This window comes from Janthinobacterium sp. GW460-12-1-14-LB5, from assembly GCF_059423585.1.
Genome location: NZ_JBWKYD010000007.1, coordinates 197,358 through 221,208 on the forward strand (window position 1 = coordinate 197,358; position 23,851 = coordinate 221,208).

Consider the following 23,851-nt stretch of genomic DNA (forward strand, 5'->3'; position numbering starts at 1 on the left):
GCCAGGCGCTACGGCGCATTCGCCAGCTATATTCAGCCCACTTGATAGATTGAAAGAACACGATGACATTGAAACACACCGCAGGCGCCGCCAAGCCAGCCGCTGCCATCCGCAGCCGCAAGCACCAGATCGCCGCCGCGCCGCGCATGCATGGCACGGCCCTGGCCGCCTTCGCCACCCTGGCCATGCCGCTGGCGCTGCACGCGCAAACGGTGGACAAGCCGCAGCAGTTGCAGGAAGTGAAAGTCATCGGCACGGCTGAGCGCCTGATCCAGGCCCCCGTCAAATCGGCGAACGACAAGCTGACGGCGCCGCTGCTGGACACGCCGAAATCCGTGACGGTGATTCCCGCCGAAATCATTTCGCAAACGGGCGCCGTCTCGCTGACGGACGCGCTGCGCACCGTGCCGGGCATCACCATCGGCGCCGGCGAAGGCGGCAACCCCGTGGGCGACAATCTGTTTATCCGCGGCTACAACGCGCAAACGGATACGTATATCGACGGCATCCGCGACACGGGTTCGCAATCGCGTGAAATCTTTGCGCTGGAACAAATCGAAGTCGTCAAGGGCCCGAACTCGGCCTACGGCGGACGCTCGTCCGCGGGCGGCGGCGTCAACCTGATCAGCAAGACGCCGAAAGTCGACAATTTCACCAATGCCACCGTGGGCCTGGGCAGCGCCAAGTACCGCCGCGCCACCCTGGATGCGAACCGCGTCGTCAGCGACGACGTGGCCGTGCGCCTCAACGTGATGGCGCATGACGCCCACGTTGCCGGCCGCGACTACATCAATGGCGACCGCTGGGGCATCGCGCCCTCCGTCACGTTTGGCCTGAAATCGGCCACGCAGGCGACGCTCAGCTACTACCACATGCAGTCGAGCGAATTGCCGGACACCGGCTTGCCGTTCAACAACCCGTTCTCGTCGGGCGCGAATGTGTCGAAAAACGGCAACGGCACGCCCGTCAACGTGCCGCGCGACACTTTCTATGGCCTCGTGAACCGCGACTTCCGCGACACGCAGAGCGATATCGGCACCATCGACGTGCGCCACGACTTCGGCAACAAATTGATCTTGCGCAACGTGACCCGTTACGGCAAGACCAGCAACGACTACGTGTGGACCCAGCCCGACGATTCCAAGGGCAACACCATGCTGTACGGCACTGTCTGGCGCCGCGCCAACACACGCACGACCGATACGGATGCGCTGGCCAATGCGACCAGCCTGGGCGGCGAATGGCTGGCTGGCGGCGTCAAGCACACGTACACGCTGGGCCTGGAAATCAGCCGCGAAGAAACGGACCGCAGCTCCTACCTGTTCAGCCCGGGGACGAACAATCCGCTGGAAAAAGTCGGCTCCAGCTGCCCGACCTCTGGCGCCGCCACCCTGTACAACTGCGCACCGTTGCTCAATCCGAACGCCAACGACCCGTGGGTCTACACGCGCTCCGTGTCCCCGGCACGCACGAACATCGTCACCAACACGCGTTCCGTGTACGGTTTCGACACCATCGAGTTCACGCCGCAATGGCTGCTCAACGTGGGCATCCGCTGGGATGACTACAAGAGTTCGCTGAACACGCCGCAATACACGCTCGACGGCAAGACCACTGCCGCCGTCGGCGCCAATGTGCATGCCACCTTCGCCAGCTACCAGGCGGGCCTGGTCTACAAGCCATCGAGCAACAGCAGCGTGTATGTGTCGTACGGCACGTCGTCCACGCCACCGGGCAATGACGGCGGCGACGGCATCGACGGCTTGACGGTGGCGATCCAGAACCTGAAACCGCAAGAGAGCAAGAGCTTCGAGCTGGGCACGAAATGGGAAGTGCTGCCGGGCGGCCGTTTGTCCGTGAGCGGCGCCTACTTCCAGAGCGACATGAGCAATGCGCGCGTGACGGCGCCGGACGGCAGCACGCAAAACGTGGGCGACAAGCAAGTCAAGGGCATCGAACTGGGCGTGAGCGGCAATATCACGAAGGCATGGTCGGTCTTCGGCGGCTACACGCACCTGAACGCCATCGTGGAAAACAATGGCTATCTCAACACGGGCACGACGGCTGCGCCTGTGTATGTGCCGTCGCCCTACAACGGCAACCAGTTCCCCACGACGCCGAAAAACAGCGCCTCGCTGTGGACGTCCTACCTGCTCACGCCTGCCATCACCGTGGGCGGCGGCGTGAACTACGTCGACAAGGTCTACGCCAACGTGGCCAACAACAAATACGCGCCGGCCTATACGCGCTTCGACGCCATGGCCAGCTATGTCGTCAGCCGCAACGTGACCCTGCAGCTGAATATCCAGAACCTGACGAACAAGCTGTACTTCGACAAGGTTTCCTCGCCGCATTACGCTGGCGTGGCACCGGGCCGCTCGGCAACCCTGACGGCCAACATGAAGTTCTGATGCAGTGATTTTGCTGTAAGGCAAAAGCGCCGTTTCCACCGCAAGGTGGACGGCGCTTTTTTTGCAGCCGGATTGACACGGGGCGGGGCGCAGTCCCGGCCATCCTCGTTTGCCTGATTAGGCGCTACAATAGGGATACTGTTCACTAGTTCCCATTGCCGCCATGACCACTTCCACACCGAATCTCGTCGTCACCCCGTCCGCCCACCCCCTGTCCGATGCCGAGCGCGCCGCGCGCATGGTCAACCCGGCCTTCGGCCGCATCTTCACCGACCACATGGTGGTGATTCCTTACCGTGACGGCAAATGGCAGCAGGGCGAGCTGAAGGCTTATGGCCCCCTGATGCTGGACCCGTCCGCCTCGTCGCTGCATTACGGCCAGGCCATCTTCGAAGGCTATAAAGCGTTTGCCCAGCCCGATGGCAGCATCAAGACCTTCCGTCCGGAACAAAATGCCGAGCGCTTCAACCGCAGCGCCGCGCGCCTGGCCATGCCGGCCATTCCCGTCGAGCTGTTCCTGGAAGCGGGCGATGCGCTGATCGCGCAAGACCGCAACTGGGTGCCGAAGAACACGGGCGAGAGCCTGTACATGCGTCCGCTGATGATCGCCACCGATCCCTACCTGGGCGTGCGTCCATCGGAAGAATACCTGTTCGTGCTGTTCGCCTCGCCGGCCGGCGCCTATTTCCCGAAAGGCGTGAAACCCGTCACCGTGTGGATCAGCGAAGACTTCGTGCGCGCCGCACCGGGCGGCACGGGTGAAGCCAAGTGCGCGGGCAACTACGCGGCCAGCTTGATGGCCCAGTCGCAAGCGCAAGAGAAGGGTTGCGACCAGGTCGTGTGGCTGGACGCCGTGCACCGCGAATACATCGAAGAGATGGGCGGCATGAATTTGTTCTTCGTCTACAAGGATGGCGAAAAGGTCACCGTCGTGACGCCGGAATTGACGGGCACCTTGCTGCCAGGCATCACCCGCCGCAGCCTGCTGGAAATGGCGAAAGACCTTGGCTATGCGACGGAAGAGCGTAAATTGTCCGTCCAGCAATGGCGCGACGACATCGCCTCGGGCCGCATGACCGAAGTGTTCGCCTGCGGCACGGCCGCCGTCATCACCCCGGTGGGCGTGGCCAAGGCCAATGGCTTTGAAATGACCATCAACAACAATGAAAACGGCGCCGTCACCCTGGCCCTGCGCGAAGCGCTGCTGGGCTTGCAGCATGGCACGGCCGCAGACACCCACGGCTGGATGCACAAGGTTTGCTGATCAGCTTGACTGATTGATACCGCGCCGGCACTCAGTTGCCGGCGTTTTATATTCTGAAAGGGAAACCCGATGCAATTGAGAACTGTCTTGCCGGCGCTGGCCGCCGTTTTCCTCAGCCTGTCGGCCGGCGCCGTCCACGCGGCCGACGCTGCCTGCGCCATTCCCCGCAACGTCAGCTACTACGATTATGACGTCAAGCCGTCGGACGAGAAAAACACGTGCTACAAGCAAAGCACCAACGTGCCCACCGATTACTTCATGCTGGCGCTGTCGTGGTCGCCAGGCTTTTGCGACAGCCAGCGCCGCCGTGGCGCCGTGTCGAAGAAGGCCGCCTTCCAGTGCGCCGAGAGCAACCACTTCGGCTGGATCGTGCATGGCTTGTGGGCGCAGTCGGCCAATCCAGCCAGCTGCGATGACATTTCCGCGACGCCGCCGCGCAAGACGGAACTGCACCCGCGCTATTGCAAGGGCAACTTGCCGAAGCTGGCGCCATCGGAGATTTTGCCGTACATGTGCATGCAGCCCGGCGAAGCCTTGCTGCAGGGCGAATGGGAAAAGCATGGCGCCTGCGATTTCGATACGGCCAAGCAGTATTTCGAGAAGGAACGCGAGCTGTTCCAGTCCTTGAAGTTGCCGGACTCCACCATGCCAAAGAACGAGCTGTTCCAGTGGATGAAACAACACAACCCGCAGCTGAAGGGCCGCTGGCTCGGCTATGAAAAGCACTCGGGCGAGTTGCGCATCTGTTATTCGAAAGATTTTAAAGTGATCGACTGCCAGAAGTAAGCTTGCCTGTCCTGCAGCTTTCCGTCATACATGCTAGTGTATTGCCCGGATCAGCAATTGAACAGGTAGTGTATTTATGCAGCAGCGGCACACGCAACCCGTCATGGTGGGCGAGGACGGCTTGCCGCCCGGCGCCCGTGTATGGGCCATGCTGGCGCTGGCCATCGGCGTGGGCATGGCCTCGCTCGATACGGCGATCGCCAACACGGCCTTGCCGGCCATCGCCAGCGAGCTGCACACGACGCCGGCCGCCTCCGTCTGGATCGTGAACGTCTATCAACTGGCCATGGTGGCGACCCTGCTGCCGTTTTCTGCGCTGGGCGAAATCGCCGGCTACCGGCGCGTGTTTATCTCCGGCATGTTTTTATTTACGTTGGCGTCGCTCGCCTGTGCGCTGGCCTGGTCCTTGCCGTCGCTGGTGGTGGCGCGCCTGTTTCAGGGCGTGGGCGCCAGCGCCATGATGAGCGTCAATACGGCGCTGCTGCGCGCCCTGTACCCTAAACATTTGCTGGGCCGCGCGTTCGGCAACAATGCGCTGGTGGTGGCCGTCGCGTTCGCCATCGGGCCCACGGCCGCCTCGCTGATCCTGGCGACGGCGTCATGGCCGTGGCTGTTCGCCATCAATGTGCCGCTGGGCGTGGCCGGCTTCTTCCTGGCCAGCCGCATGCTGCCGGCGACAAGACTGTCCGGCCATACGCTCGATGCGCGCACGGCGCTGTACAACGTGGGTGCCTTCGGCTTGCTCATCTTGCTGTTCGGCGACGCGGCCCATCACGCGGACCTGTCGACCTTGCTGCCGGAGCTGGTGGCCGTGGTGGTCTTTTTTATGTTGCTGCTGCGCCGACAGGCGGGCCATGCGGCACCGATGCTGCCCATCGACCTGTTCCGCCGCCCCCTGTTCCTGCTGTCGTCGCTGACGGCCATCTGCACGTTTGCCGCGCAGGGGCTGGCGTTTGTTTCTCTGCCATTCTATTTTGAAGTCACCCTGGGCCGCTCTCCCGTCGAGACGGGTTTTCTGATGACGCCGTGGGCCGTGCTGGTGGCCGTGATGGCACCCGTGGCGGGGCGTTTGAGCGACCGATACTCGCCGGGCGTGCTGGGCGGCATCGGCCTGGCGGCGCTGGCGGGCGGCTTGCTGACGCTGGTGTGGATCCCGGCGCACCCGAGCGCCTTCGACATCGGCTGGCGCATGGCCTTGTGCGGCATCGGTTTCGGCTTTTTCCAGGCGCCCAATCTGAAGGCCATCATGGGCAGTGCGCCGCCCGAGCGGGCCGGCGGGGCCAGCGGCGTGGTGGCCACCTCGCGCCTGATCGGCCAGGCGACGGGCGCGGCGCTGGTCGCCTACTGCTTCACGGTCTCGGCCAGCCGGGGCACGACGTATGCGCTGTGCCTGGCGGCAGGTTTCGCCGCCGTGGCCAGCATCGCCAGCTTTGCGCGCCTGGCGGTGGCGCAGCCGGCGTGGCTGGCCGGCAAGCGCGATTGATTTATCACAAGAATCAGACGTCAATGGCCTTGTCCGAGTGCATGCGCTTGCGCAATTCGAACTTCTGGATCTTGCCCGTCGACGTCCGGGGCAGGGGGCCGAAATAGATGGCTTTCGGCACCTTGAAGCCCGCCAGGTTGTTCTTGCAGAAGGCGATCAATTCCGCTTCCGTCACCGTCGCCCCTTCGCGCAGTTCGACGAAGGCGCACGGCGTTTCGCCCCATTTTTCGTCCGGCTGGGCGATGACGGCGGCCGCCAGCACTTGCGGGTGGTGGTACAAGGCATCTTCCACTTCCACGCTGGAAATGTTCTCTCCGCCGGAAATGATGATGTCCTTGCTGCGGTCCTTCAGCTTGATGTAGCCGTCCGGATACATGACACCGAGGTCGCCCGTGTGGAACCAGCCGCCCGCGAACGCTTCCTGCGTCGCCTTTTCATTTTTTAAGTAACCCTTCATGCAGATGTTGCCTCGGAACATGATCTCGCCGATCTGTTCGCCGTCGGCCGCCACGGGCTGCATGGTTTCCGGGTCGAGCACGGCCACGGCGCTTTGCAAGTGGTAGCGCACGCCCTGGCGCGACTTTAAAACGGCCCGTTCTTCCTGGCTCAGGGCCGCCCACTCGTCCTGCTCGGCGCAGATGGCGGCCGGGCCATACACTTCCGTCAAGCCATACGAGTGGATCAAGTCAAAGCCCATGGCTTCGATCTTCGCCACCATGGCAGCCGGCGGCGGCGCGCCGGCCACCATGCCGCGCACGGTCCAGTTGATTCCGTCGCGCCAGTTGGCGGGCGCGTTGGCCAGCGCTGCATGGACGATGGGCGCTGCGCAATAGTGGGTGATGCGCAATTCGCGCATCAGGTCGAACACGAGTTTCGGTTCGAACTTGCGCAGGCACACATTGACGCCGGCGCGCGCGGCCACCGTCCACGGGAAGCACCAGCCATTGCAGTGGAACATCGGCAAGGTCCACAGGTAGACGGCGTGCTTGGGCATGTCCCACTCTAAGATGTTCGACAGGGCATTCAATGCCGCGCCTCGGTGGTGGTAGACCACGCCTTTCGGGTCGCCCGTGGTGCCGGACGTGTAGTTGAGGGCGATGGCGTCCCACTCATCGGCGGGCGGCTGCCAGTCGTACTCGGGGTCGCCGCTGGCCAGCAAGGCTTCATAGTCGAGGTCGGAAAACGCGTCCACTTCCGGTCCCAGCAAGTCATTGACCTGGATCACGCGCAAGCCGGGAATCTGCGCCGCCATCTGGCGCGCCAGTTCGGCAAATTCCGTGTCGGCCAGCAAGACTTTCGCCTGGCCATGGCGCAGCATGAAGGTCAGCGAGGCCAGGTCGAGGCGGATATTCAGGGCGTTGAGCACGGCGCCGGCCATGGGGACGCCAAAGCTCGCTTCCACCATGGCGGGGGTGTTCGGCAGCATCACGGCGACCGTATCGCCCGTGCCCACGCCCAGTTTGATGAGGCCGGAGGCGAGGCGGCGCGTGCGCGCATACGTTTCGCGCCACGTCTGGCGGATGGCGCCATGTGCAATTGCCAGGCGATTGCCATATACTGCGGCTGCCCTGGCGATATAGTCGAGCGGGGTGAGGGCGGCGTAGTTGGCGCTGTTTTTGCCGAGGCCGGTGTTGAAATCAGCAGTCATGCTTGTCTCCTGTTAAATAAAATTCTGTAGCTCCCTGTTTCGGGATTGATACCGGTGAGCATAGCACCGGTGCTGGAAAATCACTGTCATCTTAGTGACAGGTCTGAAGGATGGAATGGATAGCAACGATAGTGTAGACCTTGCAATGCCCGAGCTCGACAGCCACGACTGGTTCGCGGCCCTCGATGCGCGGCATCAGACCCTGTTGCGTGCCGGCAGCGTGCTGCGGCACTATGAAGCGGGCGCCTTCGTCACGCGGCGCGGCGAACCGTCGGCGCACTGGATTGGCGTGCACACGGGCTTGATCAAGCTGGCCGTGTACAACGCCGATGGGCGCGGCGCCACGTTTTCCGGCGTGCCGGCCGGCGGCTGGTGCGGCGAGGGCAGCGTGCTCAAGCGCGAACTGCGCCGCTACGACGTGGTGGCCGTGCGCGCCGCCGACATCATCCTCGTGCCCGTGGATCTGTTTCATCTGTTGCTGGCCGAGAGCCTTTCCTTCAATGCCTTCGTCATCCGCCAGCTGAACGAGCGCATGGGCCAATTCATCGCCACCATCCAGAACCAGCGCCTGCTGGCCGTCGACGCGCAAGTGGCGCAAGCGATCGCGCAACTGTTCCACCCCATGTTATACCCGCGCACGTCCAGCGTGCTTGAGCTGTCGCAGGAAGAAATCGGCTTGTTGACGGGTATTTCGCGCCAGCGCGTGAACCAGGCGCTGGGCCATCTGGCCGAGCTGAACCTGATCAGCATCGCGTATCAATCGATCCGCGTGGTAGACCTCGACGGCTTGCGCCGCTATGGCGTGGCGTCGCTGTGATGACAGACTGGGCGCGCGATGTGTGGCATGCTGGCGGCTGGCTTATGACATTGAATTGACGCATGGCACTCGTTTCCGATCATCCTCTGCACTTGCTGGGCTTGCGCTTTCCGCTCCGGCTGCGCGTTACCGTGCGCCAGGGTTTTGTCACCTTGCACAATGAAATCGCCACCAAGAAACTGGCCAGCGGCGACAGCTTCGTCGTGCCCGCTTTCTTGCGCTTCGCCTGCGACGTGATGCCGGGACGGGGCAAGCCGGCCGTCTTCACCCTGGCGCTGGAAGGCGATGAGCCCGAAGGCGGCCACGGCGGCGGCAAGCGCTGGAGCCAGGCGTTGGCGCAGCATATCTTTGATACGCCGCAAGGCAAATGGACGGCGGCGCGTCTGGCGGCCCTGTGGCAAGTGACACCGCACAAGGCACGGGCGCGCCTGTTTGCAGAAGGCGAGGCACTGCTCAGTTTGGTGCGCGAACAGCGCCTGGCGCACGCGCTGCACACGGCGGCACAAGCGGATGCCGACGACGGGCGCGGCGAACGCGACCTGGCGCAAGTGGCGGCCGGCTCCGGCTTTGCCTCGATCCCCGCATTTTGCGACGCCTGCGTGGACGTGGCGGGCGTGCGCCCCAGCCTGTTCCTGCGGGGCCAGGCGCCCGGATAGCCAGACTCCGTTATAATCGGGGCCATGGGATCTTTATTGAAACGCAAACAGTGGCATATGTGGTTCGCCTGCCTGGCGATACTGCTCAATGCGCTGTCGCCGTCCCTGTCGTATGCGTTTGCCTCGTGGCACGCGAACGCGAACAATGCCGCCGTCGAGATCTGCTCGGCCAGCGGCGCCGTGTACACGCAGGCGGATCTGGCGCCAGCCGCCAGATCCACCACCGATTCCGTGCTGCACCACATCGAACATTGCCCGTTCTGCATGAGCCATGCGGGCAGCGTGGGCTTGCCGCCGTCCTCATCCTCGCCGCTGGCCGTCGTCACGGGCCACGACCACTATCCGCCATTGTTTTACCAGGCGCCCAAAGCGCCGTTCGCATGGCTGGCTGCCAGCCCGCGCGGCCCGCCTCTGGCTGCCTGAATACACCAGTCACGCTTTCCACGTCTTAACCGTCTCCACTACGCCCATCGGGCCAGAATGCCATGAAACGTCGTTTATTCCTTCTCGCCGGTACGGCGGGATTGCTCACGCTTGCCGCTTGCGAACAAGCACCGAAACCCCATTACAACGGCCTCGACCTGACGGGAGGCGATTACAAGCCCGACTTCAAGTTGAGCGGCCCCGACGGCAAGGTCTACACCCTGGCCGACTTCAAGGGCAAGTATGTGATGGTCTTCTTTGGCTTCACGCAATGTCCGGACGTGTGCCCGACAGCCCTGTCGCGCGCGCTGGAAATCCGCCAGAAGCTGGGCGCCGATGCCGACAAGCTGCAAGTGCTCTTCATCAGCATCGACCCCGAGCGCGATACGCCCGAGTTGCTGGGCGAGTACATGCGCGCCTTCGACCCCAGCTTCCTCGGCTTGCGCACGGACCCGCAGGCGACGGCGCAGACGGCCTTCAATTACAAGGTCTTCTACCGCCGCGTGCCGAGCGGCAGCTCGTACACGATGGATCACACGGCCATCAGCTATGTGCTCGATAACGAGGGGCGCATGCGCCTGGGCTTGAAGCACCAGTTGACGGGCGACGAGTGCGTGCAGGACATCAAGACCTTGATGAAATCGAAATACACCTTGTAACTATCACGAAAGGAATAATCATGACCCATTTGAAAACCCTGCTGGCCGCGGCCCTGACCGTGCTGTCCTTCTCCGCCGCTGCCCAGACTTCCGTGCAGATCACCGACCCGTGGGTGCGCGCCACCGTGCCGCAGCAGAAAGCCACGGGCGCCTTCATGCAGATCACGGCGCCGAAAGCCATGCGCCTGCTGGAAGTGCGCTCGCCCGTGGCGGGGGTGGCGGAAATCCATGAAATGAGCATGGCGGACAATATGATGCGCATGCGCCAGGTCAAGGAAATCGCCTTGCCGGCCGGCAAAGCCGTCGAACTGAAGCCGGGCGGCTACCACGTGATGCTGCTGGAACTCAAAGGGCAGGTGAAGGCGGGCGACAAGATCCCGCTGACCCTGGTCGTCGAAGGCGAGGACAAGCGCCGCGAAACCATCGAAGTCAATGCCGTGGCCCGTCCGCTGGGCGCCGCCTCGGCCCCGATGCCGGCGATGAAGCACTAAGCTACGGCAATGCCCTTGCAAAGCCCGGTACGCCGGGCTTTTTTGCGTCCGCCTGAAAGTTAAACGGCTGTTTGATATAATTCCGTACGATATTAAACAGTTGTTTAAATGATGGGAATGGCATGACGGAAGATAAAGAAAACGAACCGGCGCGCGCACGCATCCTGCAGGCGGCGGTCCAGCTGTTTGCCGACGAAGGCTACCGGCTCGCGTCCGTGCGCCGGATTTGCGAAGCGGCCCACGTCAACGTGGCGATGGTCAATTACTATTTTCATGGCAAGGAAGAGCTGTACCTGGCCGCCTTCGACCATGCGCGCGCGCTGGCGCGTGCCTCGGCCGCTGCCGCGCCGGATGCCGGCCCTGTGGTGGCCGTGGCACCCGTGGAACAGCTGCGCCTGGCGATAGAAGCGATGGTATTCGACATGCTGCGCCCGGGACCGTCTTCGCTGTTCAGCCGCCTGGTGGCGCGCGAACTGATCGAACCGACGGCCGCCATCCACATGCTGGCAGACCGCGATGTGCGCGCGCACCATGCGCTGTTCACTAGCTTGATCCGTGGCGTGGTGGGGCGGGCCATGCCGGCGGATGTGGTGCAGAAATGCGTGTTCAGCGTGATCGGCCAGGCCGTGTTCTACGCCCGGTCGCGCATCGTGCATGAATTGGTGGCGCCGGAAATCACCTATGACGAGGCGGGCACCGCCAGCATTGCGCAGCATGTCGCCGCGTTCTCGCTGGCAGCCCTCGATGGCTTGCGCCTTCAATATGCCGTGCAGGCGGGCGCATGAAGGCGCGCAACCTGACCCTGGTGCTGGCCGGGCTGGCCATGCTGGGCCCGTTCGCCACGGATACCTTTTTGCCGTCGTTTCCCGCGATCGGCACGCATTTCGACGTCAGCAGCGTGCTGGTGCAGCAGACCTTGAGCGTCTACCTGGCCGCCTATGCGTTCATGACCCTGTTCTACGGCACCTTGTCCGACTCGTTCGGCCGCCGTCCCGTGATCCTGGCCTCCTTGCTGATCTTTGCCGCCGGCTCCATCGGCGCCGCGTTTGCCCCGAGCTTTGGCTGGCTGCTGTTCTTCCGCGGCATGCAGGGCGCCTCGGCTGGAGCGGGCAGGGTGATCGGGCAAGCCATCGTGCGCGACAGTCTAGCTGGCGCGGCCGCGCAAAAGATGCTGGCCAACATCATGATGGTGTTCGGCATCGCGCCCGCCATCGCCCCCATCATCGGCGGCTGGCTGCACGTGGCCTACGGCTGGCAATCGACGTTCGTGTTCACGTTTTCCGTCACCGTGCTGCTGGCGCTCGCTTGCCTGAAAGGCTTGCCGGAAAGTTTAGCCGTCGAGCAACGCCAACCCTTCCACCCAGGCAACATCGCGCGCAATTACTGGCTGGCCTTGCGCCACCGGGCGTTCCTGCTGCGTTCGCTGGCCGTGGCCTTTGCCTTTGGCGGCTTTGCCCTGTACATCGCCTCGGCCCCGCATTTCATCCTGGAATTGCTGCATCTGCCGGAAACGGCCTTTGGCTGGATGTTCATCCCCATGGTGGCCGGTCTGGTGCTGGGCTCGGCGCTGTCGGGCAAGCTGGCCCACGTGGTGAAAAGCACCGTGCTGGTGCGCTGGGGCTTGCTGGCCATGGCGGCCACGGGCGCGCTCAATATCGCTTACAACCACTGGTTCGTGGCCAGCATCCCGTTTGCCGTCGTGCCCGTGATGCTGTACGCGTTCGGCATGTCGCTGGCCTTGCCGGGCATGACCATGTCCACGCTCGACATTTTCCCGCAGATGCGTGGCCTGGCCGCCTCCCTGCAGAATTTCGTGCAGATGCTGGTGTTTGCGCTGGTGTCCGGTTTTGTCGCACCGTTGCTGTTCGACAGTGCGTTCAAGCTGGCGCTGGGACAAGCGTCGGCCGTGGCGCTGGCTGCCGCATTCTGGTGGCTGGGCAGCCGCCAGGGGGCGGAGCAGGGTGTAACCGGGCTTGTCAAAACAATATGACTGGCCCTGAAAAAAGATGGCATGCTTTCTGCTTTGTTACACTGTGACAATCAGACCCCCGCTGCGGGCACGGCAGCACGCGCGCGGGTCTAAGCAGTTTTGCAACTTTACCTTTGGCTATCATGCACTTGATTAACTCCAGTTTGAACCACGCCTTGCGCGTGCCGCTGGCTGCGGAAATCCACTCGCGGCCGTTTTTGCAGCTCGACGCCCCCGAGCTGATCACCCATCTTGCCGTCTATAAAGATGACAGCGCGGCGCCCGGTGCGTCGAATATGGCGGCCCAGCACGCCACCCTGGCGGCCCTGTGCACGCATTTCGGCGTCACGCCGCCAAACGCTGAAGCCAAGTATTTCTATTACGACTTTGGCCGCTTCCGCCTGAAATGGGAATGCCATACGGAATTTGCCACGTTTACCTTCGCCGAGCATCCGGGTGCGGCCTTGCCCCTGGAGCAGGCGTTCGAACGCATGCCCCTGGAACAGTTGCCGCAGCAATGGCTGGTGGGCTTGAAGGGCAAGCTGATGGTGGCGGCCCACGTGGTGCTGGAACAGGCGACTGAACCTGCCGAGATTTTCATGCAGGGCTTGTCGCGCGTGTTCGAGGGCAATACCCTGGCCGGCAGCAAGGTGCTGCAGGGCGGCGAATTGTGGACGGATTTCACGATCCAGTCCGACGGTTTCAGCCGTTTCGTCATCCGCGACGCAGGCATGCGCTCGCAGCAGTCGGGCCGATTGGTGCAGCGCGTGCTGGAAATCGAAACCTACCGCATGATGGCCTTGTTGGGCTTGCCTTACGCCATGCAGGCGGCGCCATCCTTGAATGCCATCGAGAACGAACTGGCGACCCTGGCCGCCGCCATGGTCGACACGGACGACGCGCCGGGCCTGGTCAAGGCCGACGAGGGCGTGGCCGAGCAAACCTTGCTGGACCGCATCACGCGCCTGGCGGCCCGCATTGAAAAATTGTCACTCGACAATAGCTACCGTTTTTCCGCCTCGAAAGCCTATATGGGCCTCGTCAAGGCGCGCATCGACGAGTTGCGCGAAGTGCGCATCGAGGGCATTCCCACGGTCGAGGAATTCATGGACCGCCGTTTGACGCCCGCCATGAACACGTGCGAAGCGATGGCCAGCCGCCAGGAAGCGATGGCGCAGCGCATTGCCAACACGAACGATTTGCTGCGCACGCGCGTGGGCATCGTGCAGGAGTTGCAAAACCGGCAAATCCTGCAATCGATGAACGCCCGCGCGGCGCAGCAGCTGCGCTTGCAGCAAGCGGTGGAAGGCTTGTCCGTGGCCGCCATTTCGTATTACGTGATCGGCCTGTTCAGCTACACGGGCAAGGCGGCCAAGGTAATGGGCTTGCCCGTGAACCCGGAAATCCTCGTCGGCGCGCTGGTGCCGTTCGTGGCGGCCGGCGTCTGGCTGGGCTTGCGCCGCATGCACCACAAGCTGCACGCCGACTGAGCCGTGTAAGCACCTTTGCGGCTCCGGCGGCGCGTACGCCGCGCGCCGCCAATCTTTGCTATCGTGCTGGCCTCATTGTTTGCTACAAGGAAATCAGCGTGCTTGCCAAGGTTGGAGATATCTATAGTGTGTTTTCGCACAGGCTGCAGCAGTATGTGGCTTGCCAGGTCACGGCCATCGACGATGCGGCGTCCGGCAGCCCCCCGCTGGCCGCCATTTTGCAGCTGGACTGGACGGGCGACGCCTTGCCCGATGCCGCAGCCGTGCAGGCGATGCGCCCGCTGGTGTGCGATTACTATTTCTGGAACAGGCGTCACGACCACAGCTTTGCCAGCGCGAAGGTGCCGCGCCACTACAGCCTGGTGGCCAATGTCGCGCCGCTGGTCGAGACGGCAGTGAAAAGCTACAGCGGCGGCTGGCACATGGGCGACAGTGTGTACCGCCAGCGCCGCTGGGAGCAGGTCGACCCGGCCAGGCGCCAGCGCTTCAAGGCGGCATCGAGCGAGGAAGTGATGGTCGGCGGCCAGGCCGTGCGCCAGAAGACAAGCCGCATCGGCGACGACATCCTGCAGGCGCTCGGCGACCTGTCCGAACTGGACCAGCTGCCTTGCCTGACGACCATCGAGACGCGCCACGGCAGCGCGGCGCTGGCCGCCTACATCAACGGCAACCCCATCATCAACGAAGTGCACTGGCAATCCTCGACGGAGGGCGAACTCGACTTGCGCAACAGCAATGTCAGCCGCCTCGTCGTGCATGGCGCAGGCTTGCGCTCGCTGCGCCTGAACGAGGGTTTGAGCACCCTGATACTGAATGGCGCGCCGTCGTCCGCGCTGCGTATCGACGACCCGCATGCGGGGCGCTTCCTGCGCCTGCAGTTGTCCGGCGCCCTGGCGCCATTCCATGGCCTCGACCAGCTGGCGCGCCTGTCGCTGAGCGCCATGCCGGCTGTGGATTTTGCCGCCGTGGCGCAGCGCTTCCCCGTGCTGACGGACCTGACGGTACGGGGCAAGCCGGGCGTGGCGTCGAACCTGGCCAGCATCGCCAAATTGACCCGCTTGCAGGATTTCACCGCGTATGAACTGTTCGGCTACGGTGCCGACGACTTCCCCGCGCCGGCGCAGTTGCCGGCCTTGTCCAGCCTGTGCCTGGCCAGCCTGCCGGCCGACGCCGCCAAGGCCATCAAGGCCAGCTATAAAAAGGCGGCGGCGCTGGGTCTGGACTTGTCCGTGACGCGGCCGCGCAAGCCGGAATGGCTGGCGGAAAACCTGCATAACGCGTTCCGCGACTGGGATGGCCGCGCACATATTTCGGCGGCGTATGCCAAAAAGGCCGCGCAGGCGTACAAGAAGCTGCTGGCCACGGCGCGCACGCTCGATGGGGTGATCGATGCCGGGACGGCGCAAGCCATGGCGCAAGAGATGGTCACCGCCTACGTCGGCGTATTCAACCAGATCGAGCGGCGTTCCAGCATCATCGAAACGGTGGAGCGCGATGAAATCTATGTGGCGCTGGAGCAGGTGCTGGCGCAAGTGCCGCTGCCGGATGTGGCGGCGCTGTACGCCTTGTTCGACCGCCTGCGCGATTTTTAGTCAGACATGCGCTAGAAAAAAAGTTCTAGACGCGGAGTTCTAGAATTGGTATTCTAGCGGAATGTTAAAAAATACCTCCACTCCCCATCCCACGGCCGCCGAACTGGATCTGCTGCGCATCCTCTGGCAGCGCGGTCCGTCCGACGCGCGCGCCGTGTACGACGCCCTGGCCGCCGAGCGTGCCGACGCCAGCTACGCCACCGTGCTGCGCCAGTTGCAATTGATGCATGGCAAGGGCTTGCTGAGCCGCGATGAAAGCCAGCGGCCGCAGCTGTATGCGGCCGTCGAGGCGCAGGAAAAGTTACAGACGAGTCTGCTCAAGGACTTGATCGGCAAGGTGTTTTCCGGTTCCGGCAAGGCGCTCGTGCTGACGGCGCTGCGCGAGCACGTGAGCGACGCGGAACGCCTGGAAATTGAAAAGATCTTGCGCAGCAAGGATGGCAAACAGCCATGAACCTGGACTTGGGCATAGAGTTGGGCAACCTTGTTCCTGCGCTGGGCTGGGTCTTGCTGTATTTTGTCTGGCAGGGCTTGGTCGTCGGCGCCGTGTCCGCCGTGCTGCTCTGGCTGCTGCGCCACGCCAGCGCGCGCTGGCGCTATGCCGTCTGCGCGCTGGCGCTGCTGCTGTGTGTGTGTATTCCTTTTGTGCACCTGCTGTCCCTGCTGTCGGGCACATCGCCGGCCCGGCTGCCGGTGGCCGCGCCGCCCGCCTGGCGCGCCGCGCTGCAAGCGTGGATGCCGGCTCTGGTGCTGGCCTGGAGCGCCGGTGTCGCCCTGATGAGCTTGCGCCTGTGCCTGGGCCTGGCCTGGGTCGGCAAGCTGCGCCGCCAGGCAGTGGCCGCGCCCGCCATCTGGCAGGCGCGCCTCGATGCGCTGGCGCAGCGCATGGGCTTGGATGGCAGTCGGAAAGTGCCGCTGAAGCTGCACGGGGGATTGTCCAGCCCCGTCACGGTGGGATTTTGGCGCCCCGTCATCCTGCTGCCGGCCGCCTTGCTGAGCGGCATGCCCGTCGCCTTGCTCGAAGCCTTGCTGGCGCATGAACTGGCCCACGTGCGGCGCTGGGATTACCTGGTCAACCTGCTGCAAAGCGTGGCCGAGGCGCTGCTGTTTTTTCACCCTATCGTCTGGTGGCTGTCGGCGCGCATGCGGGCCGAACGGGAGCAGGTGGCCGATGCGCTGGCTGCGCAAGCGCTGCAAGACCCGCAGCAACTGGCCACGGCGCTGCATGCCTTGTCCCTGCACGCTGCCGCGCCGCAACATGCCGGCTTGCTGATGTCGGCCCGGGGCGGGGCGCTGCTGACGCGCATCGAACGGCTGATGGCGCCCGGGCTTGATACGGCCGGCTGGAAACTGGCCGTGCCCGCCTTGCTGCTGGCCTGCGCCACCCTGCTGCTGCAGGTGCAGGGCAAGCCCGCCGTCAACGGGACGATGCTGGCCGACGCTGCCTTCGCCATGCTGGACTTGCCCGTCAGCGCGAAACACATGCTGGTATTTGACGACAGCACGGGCCAGGTGCTGATGGCGAAAGACGCGGACGCCGTCGTGCCCATCGCCTCGATCACCAAGCTGATGACGGCCATGGTGGTGCTCGATGCGGGCCTTGACCCGGACGAACAGCTGCGCATCGTGCGCGCCGATGGCGATGCGTCCTTGCAGCGCCACAGCCTGCTGGCCGACGGCGTGGCCGTGTCGCGCGGCGCGCTGTTGCAACTGGCGCTGCTGCCATCCGAAAACCGCGCCGCCGCCGCGCTGGCGCGCACTTATCCCGGCGGCAACGCGGCTTTTCAGCAAGCCTTGCAGGCGAAGATCCGCCACCTGGGCTTGCGCCGCACCAACCTGACGGACCCCGTCGGCAGTTCGCCCGCGAATACGTCGACGGCCAGCGAGGTGGCCAGAATCGTCGCGGCGGCCGCGCGCTATCCGGACATTGCGCGCATCACCAGCCACCCGCAAGTGAGCGTGGCCGTCAATGGCAAGGTCCGCACCTTGCACAACACCAACCCGCTCGTCGGCGGCAAGGGCTGGGACATTTTATTGTCCAAGACGGGCAGCAGCCACGCGGCGGGCAGCTGCCTGACCATGCGCATGCGCAGCGGCGGCAAGCACGTCACCGTAGTGCTGCTCGACGCCGACGGCGCGCAGCGGCGCTCGCTAGACGCCGGACACATCCGCGACACCCTGGCCGGGAGCCCAGGCCGCATGCATTGATACCCCCCCCGGGCGCGCCAGTGCGGGCGCCCATCTTTTTTACACTCTGGAGATGAAGATGACACTATTGGCGAAGTTGATGCTGGCTACGGTTGCGACCATGGCGGCAGGCACGGTGCAGGCGAAGACCCCCGCGCCGGTGCAGGATAAACCGGTTAATTGCGACAATTGCAAGGAATGGAACGCGCCCGTCAAGCCGTTCAATATCTATGGCAATAGCTGGTATGTGGGCACGGCGGGCTTGTCCGCCGTGCTGGTGACGAGCCCGCAGGGCCATATCCTGCTCGACGGCGCGCTGCCGCAATCGGCGCCCTTGATCATCGACAATATCAAGGCGCTGGGCTTTCGCATCGAGGATGTGAAATATATCCTCAATTCGCACGCCCATTGGGACCATGCGGGCGGCATCGCCGCGCTGCAACGGGCCAGCGGCGCCACCGTGATGGCCAGCGCAGCGGCCGCCCCCGTGCTGCAAAGCGGCACGAATGGCAAGGATGACCCGCAATACCAGGCCAATCCCGTCGTGCATGTGGCCAAGGTGCGCAAGGTCAGCCTGGTGGGCGAGGGCGATACCGTCAAGGTTGGACCGTTGACCTTGACGGCCCACATGACGCCGGGCCACACGCCCGGCGGCACGACATGGACGTGGACCTCGTGCGAAGGCCAGCGCTGCCTGGACGTGGTGTATGCGGACAGCCTGAACCCGTATGCGAGCGGCGATTTCCGCTATACGGGCAAAGGCAAGGGCAAGGGAGGTTCGCCAGATATTTCGGCTTCGTTCGAAGCGAGCATCGCCAAGGTGGCCGCCTTGCCATGCGACATCATCATTCCCGTGCATCCGGGCACGACGGACGTGCTGGGCAAGGCGGCCAGGCGCAGCGCCACGAGCAATCCCCTGATCGACGCCAGCGCCTGCCGCGCCTATGCGGCCGAAGCGGGCGGCTTGCTGGCCAAGCGCCTGGCGAAGGAACGGGACGTCGCCTTGCCTCTTGACGCGAAGGGCGCGGCGCACGCGCACTAAGCCGTTTTTACTCTGCCGCCTGCCGCTGTTTTTGCAGGCGTTTCAGGAATACCGTCATTTCCTTGACGGCTTGCAAGTCGCCTTGCTGCTGGGCCACCGTCACGCCCGTGGTCCAGGCAGACTCGGCTTCATCCAGCCGTCCCAACTGGTGCAAGGCCTTGCCCAGCAGTTTCCAGGCGGCGGAATAGCCGGGCTGCTGCGCGGTGGCTTGCGCCAGGTGCAGGGCCGCTTGCTCGGCGTCATGGTCTTTCAGGCAAGCATCGCCCAGGCCAAAGCGCAGCAGGGCGTTGTCGCGCCCCTGCGCCAGCAGTTTTTCAAGTTGTTCACGCAGCATTTTCGCCTCACCTCAATATGCAAGTTAATTCTTGCATATTAGCGCTTGGGCGTGCAAGAAACAAGCCGGCATGCCATTCTCTTGCGGGCGCTGTTCCACCCGCGCCGCATTATGATATTATAAATGAGAATTATTCTCATATGGGGTATGGCGTGGTATCGACTGCCTGGACGCGGCAACTGTCTTCCGAACTGACCTTGTCGGCCGGTTCCGTGCTGTCGCCCACTCCCATCACCGTCAATACGCCCGTGTTCGAGGGTTTGCAAGTCATCGTCTCGCTGAACGGCAAGTTGAGCGGCAGCGTGGATGGCCGTGCGCCGTTTGCCATCACCGATGCGGGCGTCTACCTGGTGCTGGCGCGGGGCCGCCACGAAGGCTGCGACCGCTTTGCGGCGAATACCTTGCAGCGCTACGTGAAAGTGGGACTCGACGCGGGCCATGCGCAGCGCAGCGGCTTCGACCTGGAGCGTCTGGCCGTCACGGGCGGCCAGCAGCTGCACCGTGATGGCGTGCTGGTGATGCGCCAGGCGCTCACGCCGGCCCTGCGGGCCATCGCCACGCAGATCCTGATGTGCCCCTTCGACGGCGCCGTGCGCGACATGTACATGGCGGGCAAGGCGCTGGAGATGGCGGCCGTGGCCAGCGACCGGGTACTGGGACGGGCGCGGGGCGGCGCTGGCGGCGCCGATTTGAGCGCCTTCGAAATCGAGCGCCTGCAGCAGGCGCGCGAGCTGGCCGAGCAGCATTTCCAGCAGCCGCTGGGGTTGCCGGAAATAGCCAGATTAAGCGGCTTGAACGTGAAGAAGCTGACGGCCGGCTTTCGCCAGCTGTTTGGCGTCAGCGTGTTCGAGTACGTACAGGATTACCGTCTGCAGGAAGCCTATCGCATGCTCAGCGCGGGCGGCTATACGGTGACGCAGGTGGCGTGCTTTGTCGGCTATGCCATTCCGCATTTCTCCACCTTGTTTCGCCAGCGTTTCGGCATGCCGCCCAGCCAGCTGGCGCGCGCCTAAGTAACCCCCAATAAATTATTGTGATTTCTGACTGCCATAACCAGCGCTCTGCAAGGTGGCCGACGAGGCTTGCTCACTGCTGGCAGTGCCCGCACTGCGTCGCAGCGAGCGCCTTGCATAGCATCCGGTTCTGTTCGTTATAAATTCACACTAATTTCCCGAGGATTACTTAGCCGGCTGCATCTTTTCCGTCTTTCGTAAGGCGAAGGCCCGATAACGAAAGCAAGCGGAGCTTCCGGATTCTATGATGAATGATATTCATTCTCATTTAAAGCCTGGAAGGATTTACCGTATGTCACGTTCGCAGCCCCACCGTTTGCCGCGCCTTGTGCGCGCCGTTCCCCTTCCTCTCGTGCTGGTCCTGGCTTGCCGCGCCGCCTATGCCGCTGCAGCACCTGATGCGCCGCAAGCCATGCAAGGCGTGACGATCGAAGCGCAGCGCCTGAAAATCGCCACGCAAAGCACGACATCGAGCAAGACCGATACGGCGCTGATCGAAACGCCCGCCTCCGTTTCCGTCATCACGCGCGACCAGATGGATGCGCAGGGCATCCAGTCTGTCGGCGAGGCGCTGCGTTACTCGGCCGGCGTGCTGGCCAGCCCGTCGATGGCCGCTTCGCAGCGTTATGATCGTTTCGATAACGTCAAGATCCGCGGCTTCGACGTGGGCAGCAACGGCATGCTGCGCGACGGCTTGCGCGGCACCACCGTGCAAGCCTGGCCCAAGGTTGAGCCGTATGGCCTGGAAGCGGTGGAAGTGTTACGGGGACCCAGTTCCGTGCTGTATGGCCAGAATTCGCCGGGCGGCATCGTCAATCAGATCAGCAAACAGCCGCTGTTCCAGCCCTACCGGGAATTGCAACTGCAGACGGGCAACTTCCACCGCAAGCAGGTGCAGGGCGATGTGAGTGGCCCCGTGGGCGAGGGCAGCGACTGGGCTTACCGCATGACGGGCTTGCTGCGCGATAGCGATTCGCAATTCACAGGCGTGCCGGACGACAAGGTGTATATCGCGCCCGCCCTGAGCTGGCGTCCCGGCGCGGCCACCAGCCTTACCTTGCTGGCCGACTACACGCGCGACAAGTTCGGTCCGCCCGCCGTGGTGGCGCCCATCCAGGGCACCCTGTTGCCGAACCGCCATGGCCGCCTTCCCTACAACCAGATGCTCAATGAAAAGGGCCTGGACAATCACCGCGTGCAGTATTCGCTGGCCTATCTGCTGGAGCACCGCATCGACGACGTGTGGAGCGTCCATTCCAAGGCCCGCTACGGGCGGGTCAACCTGATCACGGAAACCATCCAGGGCCGCCTGCTGGCCGACCAGCGCACTTTGCGCCGCACGCCCTATTTCTTCGATATCGATGGCGAGAGCTGGTCGCTGGATAACAATGCCAAGGCCCGTTGGCGCAGCGGCGGCGCCGAATTCGAAACCCTGGTGGGCCTCGACTACCGCCACACGAAAGAGGATTATTTGCTCAATGGCGGTCCGGCCGGCGCCGAGATTGATATGTATCAGCCCGTCTATCTGGGCCATATGCTGCCCACGCCCGAGCGCTATGCCAGCACCGTGCAAAGCTCGGACCAGTACGGCCTGTACGCGCAGCAACAGATCAAGCTGGCGCGGCAATGGGTGCTCAGCGCGGGCGTGCGCAAGGATTGGTCGGACACGTCCACGCGCGACCAGCTGGACGGCGTCACGCCGCCGTCGCAAAAGGATGATGCGCTGACGTGGAAGGCGGGCGCCGTGTATCTGGCCGAGAATGGCCTGGCACCTTACGTCAGCCTGATGACCTCGTTCAACCCCGTGCTGGGCAACGATTTCTATGGCAAATCCTACGACCCCACCAAGGGCAAGCAGGCGGAAGTGGGCGTGAAATACCAGCCGCCCGGTTTCGACGGATTTTTCACGGCCTCCGTGTTTGACCTGCGCCAGGAAAACGTGCAGACCCTGGACCCGAACAACTCGCTGAACCGTTTGCAGACGGGCGAAATCAAATCGCATGGCGTGGAACTCGATGCGCTGGCCAATCTCACGCGCAATTTCAACGTGGCGGCCAACGTCACGTGGAACCGCCTGGAAGTGAGTAAAAGCAATAACGTCAATGAAGTGGGCAAGCGCCCCGTCGGCATGCCCGAAACCATGGCCAGCGTATGGGGCAAGTACAAACTGGTGCAAGGCCCGCTGGCGGGACTGGGCATCGGCCTGGGCTTGCGCTACACGGGCGCCAACAAGGCCGACTCCGCCAACCGTATCGACGTGCCGTCCTACCTGCTGACGGACCTGGCGCTGGACCTGGATCTGCTGCGGCTGTCGCCATCCCTGCGGGGCACGCAGCTGGCGCTGAACGTGACGAATCTGAGCAACAAGCATTACTACGATAGTTGTTCATCGAGCAATTGCAGCACGGGCGATGCGCGCCGCTTGCTCCTGACCGTCAAGCATGCGTGGTGATGCCATGAGAAAAATTGTATCCGTGCTGGCCGCCGCGCTGTTGTTCTGCATCAGTTTGTCAGTTGAAGCCGTCACCGTCACCGACCTGGCGGGACGCACGGTGAACGTACCCGGCCAGGTGCGGCGCATCGTGCTGGGTGAAGGCCGCCTGATCTACACCTTGTCCATGCTGGAAGGAAAAAATCCCTTTGCCCGCCTGGCGGGTTGGCAGGGCGATTTCCGTCATCTCGATGTGCAGGGCTACGCGGCCTACCGCAAGGTCTTCCCGCAAGCGGAGCGGGTGCCCCTGGTGGGCGCCACCTCGGCCGACAGTTTTAGCGTGGAAAAAGCCCTGTCCTTGCGGCCCGACCTGGCCATCCTGGCCCTGTCGGGCGGCCACGGCCCCGCGCCGGGCAGTGATGCCGTGCGCCAGCTGGAAGCGGCCGGCGTGCCCGTGATCTTTGTCGACTTCAGCAACCATCCGCTGGCCAATACCGTGCCCAGCATGCGCCTGATGGGCAAGGCGCTGGACCGCCAGGCGCAGGCCGCCGCCTTCATCGCCTTTTACGAAGAGCAGGTGGGTAAAGTCGCGCGCGCCGTGCAAGCGGCGCAGGCCAGGCCGGGCTTTCGCCGTCCCAGCATCTTCGTCGACATGCTGGCGGGCTTGCAGGGCTGTTGCGGTTCTCCCGGCACGGGCAATTTCGGCGAGATGATTGCCCTGGCCGGTGGCGAGAATATCGGCGCCGGCAAGATCCCCGGTCCCATCGGTACCCTGAACCCGGAATACATCCTGTCGCGCGATCCCGACGTGTATGTGGCGACGGGCGTGTTCGCCAGCGGGCAGGGGGGCGTGACCCTCGGTTACCAGGCCACCTTGGCGCAGGCGCGCGGCAGCCTGCGTGCCGTGGCTTCGCGCACGGAAACGGCCCAGCTGAGCGCCGTGCGCGAAAAGAACGGCAGGCGTGCGCACGGTCTGTGGCATGTGTTCTATGACTCGCCCGAACACCTGGTGGCCGTGCAGGCGCTGGCCAAGTGGCTGCATCCGCAGCTGTTTGCGGACCTGGACCCGGTCCGCACGCGCCTGGAAATGTATCACCGTTTCATGCCGATTCCCGCCACGGGCGTATTGTTCGTGGACCTGCAGCCGTGAGCGCC

The 23,851-nt window shown here is 63.7% G+C and carries 21 protein-coding genes; 19 read left to right on the forward strand and 2 right to left on the reverse strand.

Annotated features, from left to right (window positions below):
• Positions 1-62 precede the first annotated feature (62 nt).
• The 4 genes from AC07X6_RS09485 (at position 63) to AC07X6_RS09500 (ending at position 5,944) form a co-directional block, all read left to right on the forward strand.
• Positions 63-2,411 (forward strand): TonB-dependent receptor, encoded by a 2,349-nt coding sequence (locus tag AC07X6_RS09485; protein ID WP_230540789.1) that lies wholly within the window; start codon positions 63-65, stop codon positions 2,409-2,411.
• A gap of 163 nt (positions 2,412-2,574) precedes the next feature.
• Positions 2,575-3,675 (forward strand): branched-chain amino acid aminotransferase, encoded by a 1,101-nt coding sequence (locus AC07X6_RS09490; protein ID WP_290603315.1) that lies wholly within the window; start codon positions 2,575-2,577, stop codon positions 3,673-3,675.
• A gap of 69 nt (positions 3,676-3,744) precedes the next feature.
• Complete coding sequence (locus AC07X6_RS09495; RefSeq protein WP_494790788.1) at positions 3,745-4,461, forward strand: ribonuclease T2 family protein; 717 nt, start codon at positions 3,745-3,747, stop codon at positions 4,459-4,461.
• A gap of 76 nt (positions 4,462-4,537) precedes the next feature.
• Positions 4,538-5,944 carry an MFS transporter gene (locus AC07X6_RS09500; RefSeq protein ID WP_494790789.1) on the forward strand — a complete coding sequence of 469 codons (1,407 nt, stop codon included), beginning with the start codon at positions 4,538-4,540 and terminating at the stop codon, positions 5,942-5,944.
• A 13-nt stretch (positions 5,945-5,957) separates the two neighbouring features.
• Here AC07X6_RS09500 and AC07X6_RS09505 read toward each other — a convergent pair whose 3' ends face one another.
• On the reverse strand, positions 5,958-7,592 hold the full coding sequence (locus AC07X6_RS09505; RefSeq protein ID WP_494790790.1) for an acyl-CoA synthetase: 1,635 nt from the start codon (positions 7,590-7,592) through the stop codon (positions 5,958-5,960).
• A gap of 115 nt (positions 7,593-7,707) precedes the next feature.
• Between AC07X6_RS09505 and AC07X6_RS09510 the strand changes: the two genes are divergently transcribed.
• The 12 genes from AC07X6_RS09510 (at position 7,708) to bla (ending at position 18,918) form a co-directional block, all read left to right on the forward strand.
• Positions 7,708-8,409, forward strand: a complete 702-nt coding sequence (locus tag AC07X6_RS09510) for a Crp/Fnr family transcriptional regulator (RefSeq protein ID WP_494790791.1) — start codon at positions 7,708-7,710, stop codon at positions 8,407-8,409.
• Between the two features lie 62 nt (positions 8,410-8,471).
• The gene (locus tag AC07X6_RS09515) at positions 8,472-9,065 is read left to right on the forward strand and encodes a helix-turn-helix domain-containing protein (protein WP_494790792.1); all 594 of its coding nucleotides are present in this window, start codon (positions 8,472-8,474) and stop codon (positions 9,063-9,065) included.
• A gap of 36 nt (positions 9,066-9,101) precedes the next feature.
• Positions 9,102-9,488: a DUF2946 domain-containing protein gene (locus AC07X6_RS09520; protein ID WP_494790793.1), complete on the forward strand. Its 387-nt coding sequence runs from the start codon at positions 9,102-9,104 to the stop codon at positions 9,486-9,488.
• A 62-nt stretch (positions 9,489-9,550) separates the two neighbouring features.
• Positions 9,551-10,147, forward strand: a complete 597-nt coding sequence (locus AC07X6_RS09525) for an SCO family protein (protein ID WP_230540783.1) — start codon at positions 9,551-9,553, stop codon at positions 10,145-10,147.
• Positions 10,148-10,167: 20 nt separating this feature from the next.
• The gene (locus AC07X6_RS09530; protein ID WP_494790794.1) at positions 10,168-10,638 is read left to right on the forward strand and encodes a copper chaperone PCu(A)C; all 471 of its coding nucleotides are present in this window, start codon (positions 10,168-10,170) and stop codon (positions 10,636-10,638) included.
• A gap of 122 nt (positions 10,639-10,760) precedes the next feature.
• Positions 10,761-11,423 carry a CerR family C-terminal domain-containing protein gene (locus tag AC07X6_RS09535; RefSeq protein WP_494790795.1) on the forward strand — a complete coding sequence of 221 codons (663 nt, stop codon included), beginning with the start codon at positions 10,761-10,763 and terminating at the stop codon, positions 11,421-11,423.
• Positions 11,420-12,628, forward strand: coding sequence for a multidrug effflux MFS transporter (locus AC07X6_RS09540; RefSeq protein ID WP_494790796.1), 1,209 nt, complete (start codon positions 11,420-11,422; stop codon positions 12,626-12,628). Before AC07X6_RS09535 ends, AC07X6_RS09540 begins: the two co-directional genes overlap by 4 nt.
• Before the next feature lie 122 nt (positions 12,629-12,750).
• On the forward strand, positions 12,751-14,097 hold the full coding sequence (locus AC07X6_RS09545; RefSeq protein WP_474290716.1) for a DUF3422 family protein: 1,347 nt from the start codon (positions 12,751-12,753) through the stop codon (positions 14,095-14,097).
• Positions 14,098-14,195: 98 nt separating this feature from the next.
• Positions 14,196-15,689: a hypothetical protein gene (locus AC07X6_RS09550; protein WP_494790797.1), complete on the forward strand. Its 1,494-nt coding sequence runs from the start codon at positions 14,196-14,198 to the stop codon at positions 15,687-15,689.
• A gap of 61 nt (positions 15,690-15,750) precedes the next feature.
• Positions 15,751-16,143, forward strand: coding sequence for a BlaI/MecI/CopY family transcriptional regulator (locus AC07X6_RS09555; RefSeq protein WP_077402930.1), 393 nt, complete (start codon positions 15,751-15,753; stop codon positions 16,141-16,143).
• The gene (locus AC07X6_RS09560; RefSeq protein WP_494790798.1) at positions 16,140-17,897 is read left to right on the forward strand and encodes a M56 family metallopeptidase; all 1,758 of its coding nucleotides are present in this window, start codon (positions 16,140-16,142) and stop codon (positions 17,895-17,897) included. The genes AC07X6_RS09555 and AC07X6_RS09560 overlap by 4 nt, the downstream gene beginning before the upstream one ends.
• Before the next feature lie 58 nt (positions 17,898-17,955).
• Positions 17,956-18,918 carry a subclass B3 metallo-beta-lactamase gene (gene bla, locus AC07X6_RS09565; protein ID WP_494790799.1) on the forward strand — a complete coding sequence of 321 codons (963 nt, stop codon included), beginning with the start codon at positions 17,956-17,958 and terminating at the stop codon, positions 18,916-18,918.
• 7 nt (positions 18,919-18,925) lie between these two features.
• Here the strand turns inward: bla and AC07X6_RS09570 are convergent, their stop codons facing one another.
• Positions 18,926-19,252, reverse strand: a complete 327-nt coding sequence (locus tag AC07X6_RS09570) for a tetratricopeptide repeat protein (protein ID WP_494790800.1) — start codon at positions 19,250-19,252, stop codon at positions 18,926-18,928.
• Between the two features lie 152 nt (positions 19,253-19,404).
• Between AC07X6_RS09570 and AC07X6_RS09575 the strand changes: the two genes are divergently transcribed.
• The 3 genes from AC07X6_RS09575 to AC07X6_RS09585 all read left to right on the forward strand — a co-directional run bounded on the left by AC07X6_RS09575 (position 19,405) and on the right by AC07X6_RS09585 (position 23,846).
• Positions 19,405-20,265: a helix-turn-helix domain-containing protein gene (locus AC07X6_RS09575; RefSeq protein ID WP_230540775.1), complete on the forward strand. Its 861-nt coding sequence runs from the start codon at positions 19,405-19,407 to the stop codon at positions 20,263-20,265.
• A 292-nt stretch (positions 20,266-20,557) separates the two neighbouring features.
• Entirely contained in the window at positions 20,558-22,717 is a 2,160-nt protein-coding gene (locus AC07X6_RS09580) for a TonB-dependent siderophore receptor (RefSeq protein ID WP_494790801.1), read from the forward strand.
• 4 nt (positions 22,718-22,721) lie between these two features.
• Positions 22,722-23,846 carry an ABC transporter substrate-binding protein gene (locus AC07X6_RS09585; protein WP_494790802.1) on the forward strand — a complete coding sequence of 375 codons (1,125 nt, stop codon included), beginning with the start codon at positions 22,722-22,724 and terminating at the stop codon, positions 23,844-23,846.
• Positions 23,847-23,851 lie beyond the last annotated feature (5 nt).